At 35.0% G+C, this 16,679-nt stretch carries 15 protein-coding genes; 9 read left to right on the top strand and 6 right to left on the bottom strand.

Going from position 1 to position 16,679, the window contains the following annotated elements:
- Positions 1-128 precede the first annotated feature (128 nt).
- Together BLP44_RS22010 and BLP44_RS22005 are read right to left on the bottom strand one after the other, a co-directional pair.
- Positions 129-785 (bottom strand): DUF6766 family protein, encoded by a 657-nt coding sequence (locus BLP44_RS22010; RefSeq protein ID WP_091136365.1) that lies wholly within the window; start codon positions 783-785, stop codon positions 129-131.
- A 180-nt stretch (positions 786-965) separates the two neighbouring features.
- Complete coding sequence (locus BLP44_RS22005) at positions 966-1,643, bottom strand: SRPBCC family protein (RefSeq protein WP_091136361.1); 678 nt, start codon at positions 1,641-1,643, stop codon at positions 966-968.
- A 245-nt stretch (positions 1,644-1,888) separates the two neighbouring features.
- Between BLP44_RS22005 and BLP44_RS22000 the strand changes: the two genes are divergently transcribed.
- The 3 genes from BLP44_RS22000 to BLP44_RS21990 all read left to right on the top strand — a co-directional run bounded on the left by BLP44_RS22000 (position 1,889) and on the right by BLP44_RS21990 (position 4,232).
- Positions 1,889-2,179: a hypothetical protein gene (locus BLP44_RS22000; RefSeq protein ID WP_066034145.1), complete on the top strand. Its 291-nt coding sequence runs from the start codon at positions 1,889-1,891 to the stop codon at positions 2,177-2,179.
- Between the two features lie 100 nt (positions 2,180-2,279).
- Positions 2,280-3,677 (top strand): DHA2 family efflux MFS transporter permease subunit, encoded by a 1,398-nt coding sequence (locus tag BLP44_RS21995; RefSeq protein ID WP_091136357.1) that lies wholly within the window; start codon positions 2,280-2,282, stop codon positions 3,675-3,677.
- Positions 3,678-3,794: 117 nt separating this feature from the next.
- On the top strand, positions 3,795-4,232 hold the full coding sequence (locus BLP44_RS21990; protein WP_008467857.1) for a hypothetical protein: 438 nt from the start codon (positions 3,795-3,797) through the stop codon (positions 4,230-4,232).
- A 94-nt stretch (positions 4,233-4,326) separates the two neighbouring features.
- On the opposite strand, the gene BLP44_RS21985 is transcribed toward BLP44_RS21990, so the two are convergent.
- Positions 4,327-4,677, bottom strand: a complete 351-nt coding sequence (locus tag BLP44_RS21985) for a hypothetical protein (protein WP_091136354.1) — start codon at positions 4,675-4,677, stop codon at positions 4,327-4,329.
- A 35-nt stretch (positions 4,678-4,712) separates the two neighbouring features.
- Positions 4,713-4,958 (bottom strand): hypothetical protein, encoded by a 246-nt coding sequence (locus tag BLP44_RS21980; RefSeq protein WP_008467852.1) that lies wholly within the window; start codon positions 4,956-4,958, stop codon positions 4,713-4,715.
- A 223-nt stretch (positions 4,959-5,181) separates the two neighbouring features.
- Between BLP44_RS21980 and BLP44_RS21975 the strand changes: the two genes are divergently transcribed.
- The 3 genes from BLP44_RS21975 to BLP44_RS21965 all read left to right on the top strand — a co-directional run bounded on the left by BLP44_RS21975 (position 5,182) and on the right by BLP44_RS21965 (position 7,832).
- Complete coding sequence (locus BLP44_RS21975; RefSeq protein WP_091136350.1) at positions 5,182-5,760, top strand: Crp/Fnr family transcriptional regulator; 579 nt, start codon at positions 5,182-5,184, stop codon at positions 5,758-5,760.
- Between the two features lie 164 nt (positions 5,761-5,924).
- Entirely contained in the window at positions 5,925-6,782 is an 858-nt protein-coding gene (locus BLP44_RS21970; RefSeq protein WP_091136346.1) for an SDR family oxidoreductase, read from the top strand.
- 45 nt (positions 6,783-6,827) lie between these two features.
- Entirely contained in the window at positions 6,828-7,832 is a 1,005-nt protein-coding gene (locus BLP44_RS21965; protein WP_091136342.1) for a VOC family protein, read from the top strand.
- Between the two features lie 77 nt (positions 7,833-7,909).
- On the opposite strand, the gene BLP44_RS21960 is transcribed toward BLP44_RS21965, so the two are convergent.
- Together BLP44_RS21960 and BLP44_RS21955 are read right to left on the bottom strand one after the other, a co-directional pair.
- Positions 7,910-9,949: a transketolase family protein gene (locus BLP44_RS21960; RefSeq protein ID WP_091136339.1), complete on the bottom strand. Its 2,040-nt coding sequence runs from the start codon at positions 9,947-9,949 to the stop codon at positions 7,910-7,912.
- A 67-nt stretch (positions 9,950-10,016) separates the two neighbouring features.
- Complete coding sequence (locus BLP44_RS21955) at positions 10,017-12,644, bottom strand: glycoside hydrolase family 3 C-terminal domain-containing protein (protein ID WP_091136335.1); 2,628 nt, start codon at positions 12,642-12,644, stop codon at positions 10,017-10,019.
- A 280-nt stretch (positions 12,645-12,924) separates the two neighbouring features.
- Here BLP44_RS21955 and BLP44_RS21950 point away from each other — a divergent pair, with 280 nt between their 5' ends.
- The 3 genes from BLP44_RS21950 (at position 12,925) to BLP44_RS21940 (ending at position 16,157) form a co-directional block, all read left to right on the top strand.
- On the top strand, positions 12,925-13,956 hold the full coding sequence (locus BLP44_RS21950) for a LacI family DNA-binding transcriptional regulator (RefSeq protein WP_091136333.1): 1,032 nt from the start codon (positions 12,925-12,927) through the stop codon (positions 13,954-13,956).
- Between the two features lie 431 nt (positions 13,957-14,387).
- Positions 14,388-15,422 (top strand): glycoside hydrolase family 43 protein, encoded by a 1,035-nt coding sequence (locus tag BLP44_RS21945; RefSeq protein WP_066032551.1) that lies wholly within the window; start codon positions 14,388-14,390, stop codon positions 15,420-15,422.
- Positions 15,423-15,446: 24 nt separating this feature from the next.
- Complete coding sequence (locus tag BLP44_RS21940) at positions 15,447-16,157, top strand: NUDIX hydrolase (protein WP_091136330.1); 711 nt, start codon at positions 15,447-15,449, stop codon at positions 16,155-16,157.
- The last annotated feature ends 522 nt before the right edge of the window (positions 16,158-16,679 follow it).

Here is a 16,679-nt window from a genome sequence, read left to right as displayed (position 1 = left end):
GAAGTTTAAATAAAAACTTCACCTTTAATTTTTAGTTTACCTAGCTTATTTACCGTTTCAACGTAATTCCATTTTAAATAAGCTGAAAATATTTTATAAAAGTTGATAACTTAATTTTTATGGCTAAATCATCCGCCAGTTTCCATGTGAGGCGCATCAACTGGTTTTGACTGTGAGGACCCAATCTGGCGCAAATATATCGATAGCATAATAATAGCAAAAACAGAAAGAAATTCACTTTGCCAATTCTGAAAAGATTCAAACCAAAATCTTGAATTTCCTAAATAAGAAGACACAGTTTCTAATGGTTCTCCTTTTCTGAGAAGCTGTTCGTTTTCATCTTTCAGACTTCCGTAAAAATGAATAATAAATGATATTAAAAACAGAAGCAGAAGCATAATAGTGAGCGAGTGCTTGTAAATCTTCAAAATAAAACCTCCTTTTTTAACTGGCCAAGGCGCATCTTTTTTTGTTGGATCTGGTTCGCGGTCTACTTCTTCTGGTTCGTCTATTTTTTTGGATTCTGAAGAGCCTTTTTGTTTTAGAAAAATGGTAAAGACTACAAACAAAGCCATTTGTAAAAATTCACTTTCCCAATTTTCAAAAGTCGATTGAAAAAAATGCCCAGAAGTGAGATACGCTATAAAAGTGATAGTATTTGCACCTTCATCAATCAGTTCTTTATTATGCTCTTTAAATCCTAATATAATCTGGCCTGCTAAAGATCCGACAAATAAGACTAAGAAGCAGATACACAATCCGTTATTTCTAAAAAATGTTTTCATTTTATTTGTTATTTATTCTCAAAGTTTAAAAAATCACGGAATAAAATTTTATAAGATTTATTTCACTTTTTATAGTTTTTGCATAATCAAACAATAGGTTATTGCAACAAACAAAAAACGCCTTCATAAATGAAGACGTTTTTCTACAAAAAAATAAATACAAGAAACAGTAGCGTTTTCTTATTCTTGGTTAGTTTCAAGATAGACTTTAAGATTAGAAATGTCATCTCTTACTAACTTTTCAAAATAAGGATTTAAAAGTTTGGCAGCGCTTTCGCCTGCAATTCCAAGTGGCGCATGATACGAAATTGTAACATCAAGTTCTGTTGCTTTTCCTTTTGGTTTAAAGACAACTTTTCCAGCATTTTTAATAGAAGATCCTTCAATAGAATTCCAGCTTAAAAGTTTGTCCTTTTCATCTCTTACGATTTCTGCATTCCAAGATATCTTCCCAATTCCGCCTGGACCTTTTGCTGTCCATTCAGAAATTGTAGAACTTGTAGGTCTTACAGAATCCAGATGATTCATGAACTTTGGTAAATTTTCTAAGTTTCTCCAAAAGGCATACACTTCGCTTACAGGTTTATTGATGACGCTATTTACTCTGATATTTATATTCGAAGCTTTGTCATGCATTAAATGGTCTGCGGCATCATAAATTGGGCAATAACCAGAAATGCCGCGTAATAGCATTGCACCTCCAGCTCCCGCTTGTGTAATACTTTTATTTTCTTTAGAAAGAGCATTGTACAAAAGATAAGCGCCACTTGTAACCATTAAAACTCTTTCTAGTTTTGATACATTATTTTTTAATAATGATTTTGAAGACTGATTTTGTTTGGATAATACTGTATTCATAGCTATTTGTTTTTAAAAGATACAATTAGTTAGACAAGCTTCGAGAATAATATTGTAGCTTGAATAACAAATTTCGACAGTCTTTTGAAGTATTTTTTACAAGATTAATAACTTGATTTACACATTTTACATCAGAGATATCTTCAAATGCTCTGATTTTTATAAAGGCTTTTTGAAATTATATAAAATCATTGATATACAGTGGTTTAATTTAGTTTTATAAAAATTTTAAAAAAACTTGAATTATGAAGACATTTTTGAAAACAATCGTTATGCTGCTTGTAGTGACAGCTTTATTTTCATGTAAAAAGAATGAAAATAACAATGCATATCCAAATGACAATCAAGCGGACACTATGAACATGTCAGTCGATACAGTTGGGCCAGCAGTAGACTCGTCGGCAACCTTAAATCCTGATCAAAATGGTCAGAATGGTACAACAGGAGCAACTGGAGAAGGGGCAACGGGTTCGGGAACAGATGGATCAACTCAGAAAGGAAATCAGAATATTAAAACAGATTCAATTAAAAAGTAATTTCATTTCTGCTAAAGGAAAAGCTCTTAACACTTTTAAGAGCTTTTTTTTATTAATTTACAATATAGTTATTAATCAAGCTTTTATCTGTAATTAAAGGATGCTAAATAATAAAGAAGAAAAAAAAGAACAAAATGCGGTATATCTGCTTCCTTGGGTAACGGCAATCGCTATGTTTATGCAATCATTAGATGGTACTATTTTGAATACCTCGTTGCCGTCAATAGCTAAAAATATGGGATATTCAGCAACCGAAATGGATTCGGTTATTGTAACGTATACGCTTACATTGGCCATGTTTATTCCGCTCTCTGGATGGCTCGCAGATAGATTTGGCACGAGAACGATGTTTATGATTGCCGTATTAATGTTTATGACGGGATCTTTGTTTTGTGCCCTTTCAGTTGATTTAAAAACGCTAAATATGGCACGTGTTTTACAAGCCATTGGCGCTTCAATGATGGTGCCTATTGCCCGATTGGCTATTTTATATCAATATCCAAAAAACGAACTGCTTAAAACGATGAATTTTATAACCTTATTTGGATTATTAGGAATGGTGGCAGGCCCAAGTTTAGGAGGTTTTCTCTCTGATAATTTTAGCTGGCATTGGATTTTTCTAATAAACATTCCAATCGGTTTCATAGGCATCTCTATGGCATATCGCATTATGCCCAATTTTAAACACGCAGTAGGAAGATTTGATTTTAGAGGATTGATTTATTTCAGCTTGGCGCTTATTTCCATTACCTTAGTTTTAGAGCTTATTGGAAGCGGGAGGATACATATGATTGTAATTTTGAGCTTGCTGTTTTTATCAGGGTTGCTTTCTCTCTTTTATTATATTCACTACAAAAGAACCGAAAAACCAATAATAGATCTGCAACTCTTAAATATTAGAACCTTAAAAATTGGATTAATAGGAAGTTTGATTACGAGATTGGGAATAGGCGGACTGCCATTGTTATTGCCGCTCATGCTGCAAACAAGTTTTGGCTATTCGGCATCTGTGTCAGGATTGTTATTGTTGCCTTCTGCATTGTCAAATGTGGCTGTAAAGCCTTTTATGGTAAAAATTATCAAATTTTTTGGATACAGAACAGTATTAATAAGCAACACCATTTTACTGGGATTTATTTTGATAATCCTTGGATTTGTGACGAAAGAAACACCGTTAGGATACTATATTTTACTAATGATTTTCTACGGAATTTTCACTTCTATTCAAATGTCGGCTATGAATACCATTACGCTTTCAGATCTCGATCAAGATACAGCCAGCGGAGGAAATACCATGCTGGTTATTATGCAGCAGCTTTCGGTAAGTTTTGGAGTTTCCGTTGCCAGCCTTGCGCTTTCCTTATTTCAGACAGGTATTTTTGAGTTGGATACTTCCAAAGCATTTGAATACACTTTTATTACATTGGCGGTTTTTACCATTTTTTCGAGTTTCACTTTTTCAAAATTAAATAAGACAGATGGAGAAGGGTATATGTAATGCCTTTGTGGGTATTTTATAAGTTTAAAAAGTAATCGTAAAATCGCATTGATGATTTCTTAAGTTATTTTGTAATTTATTGTTTGTTAGATTATTGTTGAATTAAAAACTATAATTATGAAATTGCAAAGAGAAATTATCAACGGATTTTTAATATTCGTCGGAATAGCATTGTTCTTTCTTTTGATGGAGCTATTAAATCTTTCGAATCTATTTTATTTAAGGCTTTTAAATGTAATTTTCATTTTTTATGGTGTAAACCGAAGTTTGAAAATGAATCTTGCCGAAGGAAAAAACGAATTTGTTCCCAATGCCATATCGGCTATGGTTACTTCATTTACTGCTGTCGTGATAAGCATAGTGGCTCTTCTTATTTACAGTTATGCCAAAGGAGGCGATAAATATGTAAAATCATTATCAGAAGCTTTTATGTTTGGAGGAGAGCCATCGGTAACTTCTTATTGTCTTTCTTTGCTTTTTGAAGGAACCGCCTCGTGTATTATCGTAACGCTTTTATTAATGCTGTATTGGAATAATAAATATGTTGCAGATTAAACTCGCAAAAAGATTAGCCAATAAAATAAATCCTGAAAAGAATTTTTAAAACTTTCTTTTCAGGATTTACTTTTTGAAACAAAGAAGCATTGATTTACTCTTCATCATCCTCATCTTCATCAGGTTTTGTTTCGTCTAAAGTTCTTCTGTTTGCATCATTATCAAACTCATCATCGTTGTCGTCCTCCCCTTTAAGATCTTCATCTAAATCTTGCGCAATAGGCGCATTTTTTTGAAAGAAAGGATCAGTGGTGTCATTTTCATTTTCTTCTCCTTCTTGATATTCAGGAGTGTGTTTGTGTCTCTGTGACTCGTCTTCGTGCTGATTGATGGCTGGATCTTTTTTCTCCATAGTTTCAGAATTGATTGAATCGCTTGCCGAATGATCTGCTGCGTGATAGATAAGATCTTCCTGATCGTAGCTATCGTAATTTTCTCTTGACATATTCTTTTAGTTTAATGTTATACAAATGTGATTTTTTAAATCTTAGTAAGTTTTGAAGGATCGGTTGCTTCTTCAACACTTTTTCCTTCTGGATTATGATTTTTCTTTTCATTTGAAGTAGAGTTTTCCTCTGTATTTTCCTCATCATAATCGCTTAATCGTCCGGCTTCACCATTACTGCCTCCAGGTTGCATACCTCCAGATCCGCTATAAGCACTGTTTGCATTTTGATTGGTAAGCTCTTCTTCGTTTTTTTCTAGATTTTGCTTATTATTTTCCATGATTTCCTTTTTTATAATTTTTAAACTTTCTCCAAAAAAGCATCGAATGTTTTTTCAGCTTCTTTTTTAATTATTTTAAAATTAGTAAACCTTAGTGCTTGATTTTTATATTATTACATCGAGCTTTTATATAATAGGTATTAAAATAACTGATGAAATATTGTTTTGTCCAATTTCACTTTGAATTTGTTGGTCAGAAGCCTTTTGCATAATTTTACATGCTATGTATGAAATATTCCAAAAATATCTTGACGAAAAAGCTGAATTGACTCAGGCTGAATCAGAACGTATACAATCATTTGCTATAAGTAAAAAACTTCGTAAAAGACAGTATTTACTCCAAGAAGGAGACATCTGGAAATACGATGCTTTTATAACTCAAGGCTGTGTAAGAACATATACCGTTGATGAAAAAGGCAGTGAACACGTAAACAGTTTTAGTATTGAAAACTGGTGGACAGGCGATCGTGAAAGTTTAATGTTGCAGCAGCCCTCTCGTTTTAATATTGACGCTATTGAAGATACCGAGCTGATACTGTTTACCCATGAAAACTTTGAATTGCTATGTCGAGAAATTCCAGCATTTAATAATATGGTCAATGCTATTCTGCAAAGAAGTTTTATAGCCGCTCAAAACAGAATTCAGGCATCACTGACATTAACAGCAGAAGAGAAATATTTAAACTTCATAAATAAATATCCAGGGTTTGCTTCAAGGATTCCCCAAACTATGATTGCCTCATATCTGGGCATGACACCAGAAACACTAAGTCGCATTCGGAAACAAACCGCAAAGAAATAAATCTATAAGGAGCTTTTAGAGCTCCTTTTTTTATGTCCGCTTTCAAACTCTTGATCTATATCAAGTTTTTACTTATTTCTAATCAATGTACAGGTTTTGCATTAGACGCAACTTTGTAATGTTCAAAAGAAACAAACATTATAAACATTTAAAAAATAGAAATCATGTCAAAAACAATTTTCATTACAGGAACAAGTACAGGCTTTGGAAAATTAACAGCGGTAACATTAGCTAATGCTGGTCACTCAGTAATTGCAGGAATGCGAAACACAAATGATAAAAATGCCGCTGCCGCGAAAGAACTTCAAGCAATAGAAAATATTGAAGTAGTAGATATTGATGTTACAGATGACGCATCAGTTAGAAATGCAGTTGAAAAAGTAATCATTAAATACGGAAAAATTGATGTCTTAATTAATAATGCGGCAGTAAGCGGTTTCGGTCTTTTAGAAGGATATTCAATTGATCAGGTTCGTAAAATGTTTGATGTAAACGTTTATAGCGTGCTTCGTATGTATCAGGCAGTGCTTCCTTCTATGAGAAAAGAAAAAAATGGTTTGGTTATCAACATTACAACTGGAGCAAGCGGACATACACTTCCTTTTATGATTCCGTACATCGCATCAAAATTGGTAGTAGAAAGCTTTACAGAAGGATTACAAGATGAACTTGCAGATTACGGAATTGAAAATGTGAGCATCCAACCTGGAGTTTATCCAACCGAAATGAATAACGGATCGAAAGCTGGTATTCATGCAGATAAAACAGCAATTATTGAAGAATACGGTGATGCAGCAACTGAAAAATTCAATGCATTAGGGACAGCATTATTTGGTAAAATGGCTCAGTTTGAAATGAATCCGCAAACAATAGCGGATGGTATTCTGGAATTGGTAAATATGAAAAAAGGGGAGAGACCGCTTCGTTTTCCGCTTGATGCCATTGCTCAAGGAACCGACAAAGAATTTATAGAAGCCCGCGCCAATATTAAAGCAAGATGGGTTGCAGCGTACACTAATTAATTTCCCTTTTAATTGAATTTAAGAATAACAAACGTAAATATATTCATGAGAACAAATTATAAAAAATCGAATAAAAAAGTACAAACATCAGCGGCAGCAATGCTTCATTTACTAATATTATTTTCTGCCTCAGATAAAACAGTAGCACAAAATAGTGCAGGAGTTGTCGGAATTGATCATGTCGGGATTAATGTTCCAGATCTTAATAAAGCCGTTACATTCTTTAGTGATGTGCTTGGTTTTACACCCGTAACACAATTAGGGCCAATTCCGCTTGACGCTGAATGGAAAAAGCTAAACCATATTAATCCTGATACTGGAGCCGTAACTATAAAAATGATTAATGCAGGAAATGGAGCAAGTATAGAAGTGTTTGAATATGCTGATAATAAAGGAAGTAAAATCCATCCCAAAACAGATGATATTGGAGCGTCTCATATTGCTTTTTATGTAAATGATATTAATGCAGCGGTAGAATATTTAAAAAGTAAAGGCGTAAAAATAATAGGAGAACCATTTACAATGCCTTCTGGAGATACAGCAGGTGAATCTTGGGTTTATTTTGAAACACCTTGGGGCTCTAAAATGGAATTGGTTTCTTATCCAAGCGGAAAAGGTTACGAGAAAGCAAACCCAAAAACGGTCTTATGGTCTCCAAAAAATAAAACAATCAAAAAAACGGTTGATGATTTTGATTCTAAAAAGAACACATTGATAGTGGAAAATCATCTGAAGATATGGAATGAAAGAGACGAAGTAAAACGTAAAGTTTTATTGAATCAAGTTTACGCTGCTGATGTAGAAATGGTAGATCGTCATTTTATTGCTGAAGGATTTGAAGATATCAGTAAATTCATTGTAGAGCTTCAAACTAAAAATCCTGATTTTAGGTTTTCAGCCAAATCTATTGAAACCAATCATAATATAGTGAGATTGTATTGGCAATTTGGTTCAAAAGCAAAACCATCTGTTGTTAGCGGTATGGATTTGTTTGTGATTGAAAACAATAAAGTTCAAAAGCTATATGTTTTTGTAGATCAAAAGGAATAATGTTTACTCATTTTTGAAAATCATAAAAGCCAGAAATTCTTTTTCTGGCTTTTTAATTGTATAGAATGGTTTAGTTTCTATTGTCTCTGAGTTTCCAAATACTTCAATATCTCATTGCTAATATTTTCAGCCGTAAATCCAAATTTTTGATCTAAAACCGAAGCTGGTGCTGAGTAGCCAAAATGATCTAAGCCGTATACAATTCCTCTGGAACCTGCTAAACTTTCAAGATTTATAGGAAGCCCTGCCGTTAAACCGAAAACCAATCCGTCTTTTGGAATTATACTTTCTTGATATTCTTTTGCTTGAGATCTGAAAATGCCCTCAGAAATTATCGAAGCAACATTTATCTTTAATTGTTTTGTTTTTTCCAATTCAGAAGCCGCTTCTAAAAGAGTGGCAACCTCAGATCCGTTTGCAATTAAAGTAAGATCTGGATTTTGGGTTTCTTTAACCAGATAACCGCCTTTTTTAGCTTGTGACGCCGTCTCGAACTTTGGATCCTTGTACGGAAGATCTTTGATGTTTTGTCTGGAAAGTATTAATGCCGTCGGAGTTATTTTATTTTCAACTGCCATTTGCCATGCTACCGAAGTTTCAGTTGCATCAGCTGGGCGCAGTGCTAAAAAGCTCTGATGCCCCGAATGGTTTTTAATTTTTTCTAAAAGCCTAATTTGAGCTTCTTGTTCAATTGGCTGATGGGTTGGTCCGTCTTCTCCAACTCTAAACGAATCGTGCGTAAATACATATTTTACAGGAAGTTCTTGAATTGCCGCAAGACGCATGGCGGGTTTCATGTAATCAGAAAAAACAAAGAAAGTCGCGACAACAGGAATTACTCCTCCATGCAGAGACATTCCGTTTGCAATTGCGGCCATAGTAAGTTCGGCAACACCAGCTTGAAGAAATGCTCCGCTAAAGTTACCTTTTTGCATCACTGAAGTCTTTTTCAAGAAACCATCTGTTTTATCGCTGTTCGACAAATCTGCAGAAGAAACAATCATGTTTTCCACTTTTTCGGCCAAATAGCCTAAAACTTCTGCGGAGGCATCGCGTGTTGCCGCATTAGCTTTTTGAGTTATAGAGCCGAAGTCCATTTCAGGAAGTTCTCCGCTGAAAAACTGTTTTATCTTTTTGGCAGACTCAGGATTTTGATTTTCCCAAGCCAAAATTTTTGATTTTCTTTCAGCAGCATCCTTAGTTTTTTGTTCTAAAACTTTTTTATAATGGTCTTCAACGCTGCTGTAAATGGCAAAAGAATCTTTTGGATCAGCGCCCAAATTTTCGAGTGTTTTTATAAAGTCCGCTTTTGTTGCTCCGATTGGTTTGCCGTGAAGTTCACATTGACCTTCGTATAATGTTCCGTCAGAAGTAACGCAGCCTTTTCCCATAATTGTTCTTCCAATAATAAGCGTAGGCCTTTTTAATTCGGCATTTGCGGCGTTTAGTGCAGAGCGTATTTGAGTATGATTGTGAGCGTCAATAGTGATGACCTTCCATCCCCAAGATTCATATTTTGCGGCTGTATTTTCACTGGTTACTTCGTCGGTCATGGAAGATAATTGCACATCATTAGAATCATAAAACATGATAAAATTGTTTAGCCCTAAATGTCCTGCAATTCTTCCTGCTCCCTGCGAAATTTCTTCCTGAACACCTCCGTCTGTTATAAAACCGTATATTTTATGATCGAATAAATTGTCGAATTTTTCCGATAGAAATTTGGCCGCGATGGCAGCTCCAATTCCCATAACATGTCCCTGTCCCAACGGACCTGATGTGTTTTCAATTCCTCTCTTTACATCAATTTCTGGGTGTCCAGGCGTTACAGAACCCCACTGTCTGAAGTTTTCAAGATCGGTTTTTTCATAATTTCCCAAAAGATAGTACTGAGCATACATTAAAGCCGATAAATGCCCAGCATCCATAAAGAAACGATCTCTGTAAATCCAGTTCATTTCGGTTGGATCATATTTTAAATATTCAGAATATAAAATATGCATAAAATCTGCTCCTCCCATTGATCCTCCGGGATGTCCAGAATTGGCTTTTTCAACCATTGATATTGCTAAGGTTCTAATATTATCTGCCGATAATTGGTCTATTGTCTTGTCCATTTTTTAGTTTTTTTATAAATGCTAATAACACGCCTGCGAATAAATTAAAGTTTGCAGGAATTAATAATTAATTTTTTATCTCTAAAGTTTGAGTTATACTATTACTCTTTGTTTGATTTTTTTCATCTGGCTGAGAGCCTCCAACGGCAATTTGAATTTTACCTTCATAAGGCTTTAAGTTTCCGCTTTCTGTTACATAAGAAAGATCTTCTGGAGAAAGTGTGAAATTGACAACTGTACTTTGGCCAGGTTTCAAATTGAACCTTTCAAATCCTTTGAGGCTTTTTAAAGGTGATTTTATTGATGTATTCGGGTTAATTAAGTACAATTGCGCCACTTCTTCTCCTTCCATTTTTCCACTGTTGGTAACCTTAACAGAAATAGTGACTGGCTGTCCTTTCTTTATTTTAGCGGGAGTTTTTAGTCCGCTGTATTTAAATTCAGTATAGCTTAAACCATAGCCAAATCCGTATAGAGGAATGCCTTTAAAGTAACGATATGTTTTATTATCCATTTTATAATCAACAAAAGAAGGTAAATCAGAATCGCCTTTATAAAAGGTTACGGGAAGCCTTCCTGCAGGATTATAGTCGCCAAAAATGACATCTGCTGAGGCCGTTCCTGCAGATTGTCCTCCATACCAAATGTTGAGTATAGCGGGAATATTTTCAGCTTCCCACGGAACAGCTATTGCACTACCGGTCATTATCAGAAAAACTACTGGTTTTCCAGAAGATTGAAGCGCTTTTAAAAGTCTTGTCTGTACTTCTGGAAGCATGATAGAAGTGCGGTCTCCGCCATTAAATCCAGGCGCGTCAACAGGCATTTCTTCTCCTTCAAGTTGAGGTGAAATACCTCCAGCGAAAATGAAAGCATCTGCATTTTTATGTCGCTCAATTAGATTAGCAAAATCTGTTTTTATAAAATTCCCTGCTTGCAGAGCTACTTCAGCTTTTCCTTCACCTTGCCAGTATTCCAACACTAATTTGTAAACAGAATCTTTTTTGGTTTGCAGTTTGTAGGTTTTTGCTCCCCATCTGTTTTTCCCCCAAGCGTCTATAACTTCTTTTCCATCAACAATAAATCTATAGCCGTCATCTGCAGCGATTTCAAAAGTAATAGAACCATCTTCATCTGCTTTAAAATTAGTAGTATAGCGTGCCGAAAAATGATTGGCTTTGATGTTTTGGGTAACCATTTCTCCTTCCTGCCAGAAATTATTTATTTCAGATTCAGTTCTTATAGTTTCAGGTGTGCCAGATAATGTATTGTTATTAAAGTATTCAGCTTTAAAACCTTGTTTTCCTTCATAAGAATAACGGCTCTTAAGATCTTTGTAAACCAGCAAAGTGTCATTTGTAAAGTTGATGGCTTTTTCATAAACTACTTCAGTTTCAGGGCTTACTTTTCCTTTAATACCTTGTATAACGGTTGTTAGTTTGGATGGAGTTCCATTATAATTTCCAAGTATAGAAATTGAATTATCTGCATTTGGACCTAAAACAACAATCTTTTTCAATTTTTTGCTCAATGGAAGCGTATTTTTTTCATTTTTAAGCAGTACTATAGATTGTCTAGCCATTTTTAGAGCATGCTCCTTATGCTCATCAGATTCTAGAACCGAATTTGGAGTTTGAGCATATTTTACCATTGATACCGGATCGAACATACCCAACCTGAAACGGATCATAAAAAGGCGTTTTACAGAAACATCAATTTGTTTTTCGGTAATTTGACCATTTTTAACAGCTTGAACAAGTGATTTATAAGCATCCGTTCCGCAGTCGATATCGGTTCCATGAAGCACTGCATCGGCTGAAGCAGATGCCGCATCAGGATGTGTTTTATGGTTTTTAAAAAAATCATCAATAGCCCAGCAGTCAGAGGTAACATAACCCGTAAATTTCCATTGATTTCTTAGAATATCATTCATTAAGATATCACTGGCGCAGCAAGGTTGGGTTCTAAAGGCATTATAGGCGCACATAACCCCTGCAACTTTGGAGTTGGTGACTAGTTTTTTGAAAGCAGGCAAATAGGTGTCCCAAAGTTCATATGGAGTTACATCAACGTCAAAAGTGTGGCGCAAAGATTCTGGTCCGCTATGGACAGCGTAGTGTTTTGCGCAAGCCGCGGCTTTTAGGTATTTAGGATCGTCTCCTTGAAGGCCTTTTACAAAAGCATCGCCCAAAACAGCCGTCAGATAAGGGTCTTCTCCGTAAGTTTCTTGTCCGCGTCCCCATCTTGGATCTCTAAAGATGTTAATGTTTGGCGTCCAGTAGGTAAGTCCTAAATAGCGTTCGTTGGTTCTATTAAGCTCGACAGCTTTATTGTAAATGGCTCTGCCTTCTAGAGCAGAATAATCGGCCATTTTGAAAAGTGAATTTTTATCAAAAGTAGCGGCCATTGCAATAGCCTGTGGAAAAACTGTTGTTTTAAAGGGAGTTCTTGCAACGCCGTGAAGCGTTTCGTTCCACCAGTCATAAGCAGGAATTCCCAGCCGTGGTATGGCAGGTGCCGCATTTAACATTTGCGCTACTTTTTCTTCCAATGTTAATTGGCTCACCAAGTTTTCCACTCGTTCTTCAAAAGTAAGATCAGTATTTTGAAATGGAAATTTAGGGTCTTTGTTTTGTGCCGTACACCAAAGCGAGATTAATACCAGAATTTGATACTTTAATTTTTTTGTTTTCATATGAATAATTTTTACTGATGTTGCGAACTGATGGAGTGTCGCATTTTTATTAAAAAATAAATTGCAACCGATTGTGTAAAGAAAAGAAAAATATTTTAACTTTAGATCATTATTTAAAAAATAATGCCTTTTTACTGTAGTATTGATGATTTTTTATGATAAAAATTTCATTTTATATTGATTTTCAGTAAATTCGTTGGTAAAGTGGAGAATAATAGTGTTGAAATACTTGACCGATTTTTTAAATTATATTTAAAATTTACGACTAATCATATAGTAAATGGAAGAACACAGACATGTAACAATTTATGATATTGCAAAGAGACTTAATCTGGCTACATCGACAATTTCAAGAGCTTTAAAAGACCATCATACCATAAGTGATAAGACTATTAAGAAAGTGAAAAAGACAGCCGAAGAAATGGGATTTGTTCCCAATACTTTGGCAGCAGGACTACGAGGCAACAAATCTAAAACTATTGGCGTTTTAATTCCAACTATCACACAGCCTTTCTTATCATCTTTGATCAGTGGTATCGAAATCACTGCCAGAAAATCTGATTACTCCGTTATTATTATGCAGTCGCATGATTCTTATGAAGAAGAAGTTAATATGACTAAATCGCTTTATAGCAGTAGGGTCAGCGGTGTTATTTGTTCGTTGGCAATGGAGACAAAAGATACTTCTCACTTTCAGCAATTTTCAAATAATAATATTCCTCTTGTATTTGTTGACCGTGTGCCTAAAGACTTTAATACTTTTAGGGTGGTTATTGATAATTATACGGCAGGATATAAAGCAACAAAACACCTGATAGAACAAGGCTGTAAAAGAATTGCACATATGACAGCAGGTGCTGAATTCGGCAATCTTTATAATGAAAGAAAAAGAGGCTATATAGATGCACTAGCTGATTATGGTCTGCCATTGAGAGAGGAATTGATTATAAATCTGAAAGCAATGACTTATGATGCTGGCGTTAAAGCCTGCAATAAACTGTTTGGGCTAAAATCGCCTCCCGATGGACTTTTTGCGCCAGGAGACATTCTTGCTGTTAGCGCCGTACAAACAGCAAAAAAGAAAGGAATTAAAGTTCCGCAGGATTTTGCTGTAATTGGTTTTAACAATGATCCCATTTCAGAGATAATCGAGCCGAATATTACAACGATTACCCATCCTGCAGAAAAAATGGGAAAAGCGGCAGCAAATATTGTCATTGATACTATAGAATTTCATAAAGAAGAAGAAGCAAAAGAAATCACTTTTCTAAATACTGAAGTATTGGTGCGTGAATCTTCGAAGAAAGTTTAAAATTTTTTTGTCCTTAAAAGAAACTGCTATTGCATTTTATGTAATAGCAGTTTCTTTTTTGTCACATTAATTTAAAGGAAATAATACTATGAATATTTTGAATTTGAAAGTCTTAAAAAACTAGCCGAACTAGAATTTAATAAGTTTTTGATTAAGTTTATTTAGCAATCGGTTGTTGATTAGAAAGAGCCTAAATAAAGCAAACTTAATTTGCATAGTATGTTTTTTTGTATAATTTTACACAACCGATTGTTTTTGTCAGAAAACAATATTATTTTTGCCATTTCTGAAACTATTATCCTAGCGATTGTGAAAAAGAGACAATTGTATAGCCAAGCAAAGAGAATAAAATTCAGTTCACAGAATTTTTAGATTTCACCGAAACGGAACTGAAAGAAAGAAGAAGTTAATTATTAAAGAAAAATATCACTATGCCTGAAGACAGCATTGAACACATTAATTTTGAAGAAATAAGCAATCTGGCAATTTCCAAGCCTTTAGTTTCCCATATCTACACCGCCGATCCTTCGGCGCATGTATTCAACGGAAAGATTTACATTTATCCGTCGCACGACATCGATGCGGGGATTCCATTTAATGACAACGGCGACCATTTCGGAATGGAGGATTACCATGTCTTTTCGATGGAGGACATTTCATCGGAAGCCGTCGACAATGGGGTTGCATTGCATGTGGATGACGTTGCCTGGGCCGAAAAGCAGATGTGGGCGCCCGATGCCGCACATAAGAACGGAAAGTATTATCTGTATTTCCCTGCCAAACGCGCCAGCGGAATTTTTCAGATCGGCGTAGCGGTTTCGGACTCGCCAGTCGGACCTTTTGTTCCTGAAAAGGACGCCATAAAAGGCAGCTACAGCATCGATCCTGCGGTCTTTGAAGATGAAGATGGGAAACATTACATCTATTTTGGGGGAATCTGGGGCGGACAGCTTCAGAAATACCGCAATAATGAATATCATGAAAACAACGAAGAGCCTCTTGCGGGTGAAAAAGCCTTGGGGCCGATTGTGGCTTTGTTAAGAGATGATATGCTCGAGTTCGCCGAAGAGCCGAGAGAAATCCAGATTTTGGACGAAAACGGAAATGGGCTTCTGGCAGGGGATAATGCGCGCCGTTTTTTTGAAGCTTCGTGGGTGCACAAATACAACGGAAAATATTATTTCTCCTATTCGACAGGCGACACGCATTTCATCTGCTATGCTATTGGAGACAGTCCGTACGGACCATTTACGTATCAGGGAAGAATCCTGAATCCGGTGATAGGCTGGACATCGCACCATTCGATCTGCGAAGTGGAAGGCGAGTGGTATCTGTTCTACCATGATTCGAGCCTTTCAAAAGGGGTGACGCATTTGAGAAGCATGAAAGTGACCAAAATCGACTATCTGGAAGACGGTTCGATCGTAACGATTGATCCCTACGGAATAAGAAGATTATTTGATTAGAAGAGAGTTTTAATTTTATTTTCTATGAAAAAAGAAGACTCAGAAGAGAGAGTAGGTTTTAATTTAAGTCAAGAAAATAAGATAGAAATTGACTGTGTAATATTCTGTTTTGAAGACAGAAGCCTAAGAGTTTTGCTTGTCAAAAATGAAAATGATGCAACGAATGGTAACTGGAGATTGCCTAGTGCCAGTTTGGAAGAGGGGCAGACAATATTAAAAACGGCACAAAAGATTTTGAAAAAGTATATTTCAGAAGATGACTTCTTTTTGGAACAATTACGGGCATTTGGCTATCACTCATCAGCATCATTTCGCGAAAATATCTCAATCGGATATTATGCAATGGTGATCAAAGAAAAAAAAATTGATGATGACGAATTGCAATCTAATGTGATTTGGGTTGACGTACACAATATCGCTGATTTAGAGGAAAAATATATGGCAGTAATTGATTTCAGCATTAAGGAATTGCGAAAGAATATTTGCTGTAGCGCAGTTGGCTTCAATCTCTTGCCTGAAAAATTTACTTTGCTTCAAGTAATTCATTTATATGAAATAATCTTAGGCATTAAAATCAATAAGACTAATTTTAGAAGAAAGATTTTGCAGAGAAGATTAGTTCGCGGTCTTGCTGAAAAAGAAGAGGGCGTATCAAACAGGGCTGCTGAATTTTATAGTTTGAATGTGCCAAAACATGAAATATTTTGGAATGCAAAATTCAATTTTAATTTTTAAAGGAATTTATTTTGATTTGTAAATATTAAAATCATTAATTCTAATTTGAGTTATGTGATAGCCAAAGAACGTTAAGTATGTTATTATTATAATGTATAGTAGATGCAAATAGCTTACGATGATTGGCGTTACTATAATCGTGCATTTTTATAGAAATACTTTAGTAGCGATTGTTTAGAAGACAAAAAGTTTATTTCTTAGAATTTGTTTTAAAAACCTTTCATGAAAATGAAAGGTTTTTTTATGAAAACAAACAATCGATTGTTTTAAAGATGGTTTTTTAGAATTTTAATGATTGGTAGATCAGATTATTACTGTGTAATGTACGATTTTACTGGTAATTTTTGTTGGTTTATCGCCCTTCAATCTCAATAATTTTATTTTTTTTAGATTAGAAACCAGAATTTTTCATTTTTATGTTTTCTTTAAGAATATCCCAAGAACACATAATTTTCATTAAAGATAGCTACAACGTTATAGTTTGTTTTGTCATATTCTTATATTTTTAGGCTTAAATATGAA

Source organism: Flavobacterium anhuiense (genome assembly GCF_900101855.1).
GTDB classification, from domain to species: domain Bacteria; phylum Bacteroidota; class Bacteroidia; order Flavobacteriales; family Flavobacteriaceae; genus Flavobacterium; species Flavobacterium anhuiense.
The sequence above is the reverse complement of the archived record's forward strand: the minus strand, read 5'-3'. Positions and strand labels throughout refer to the sequence as shown.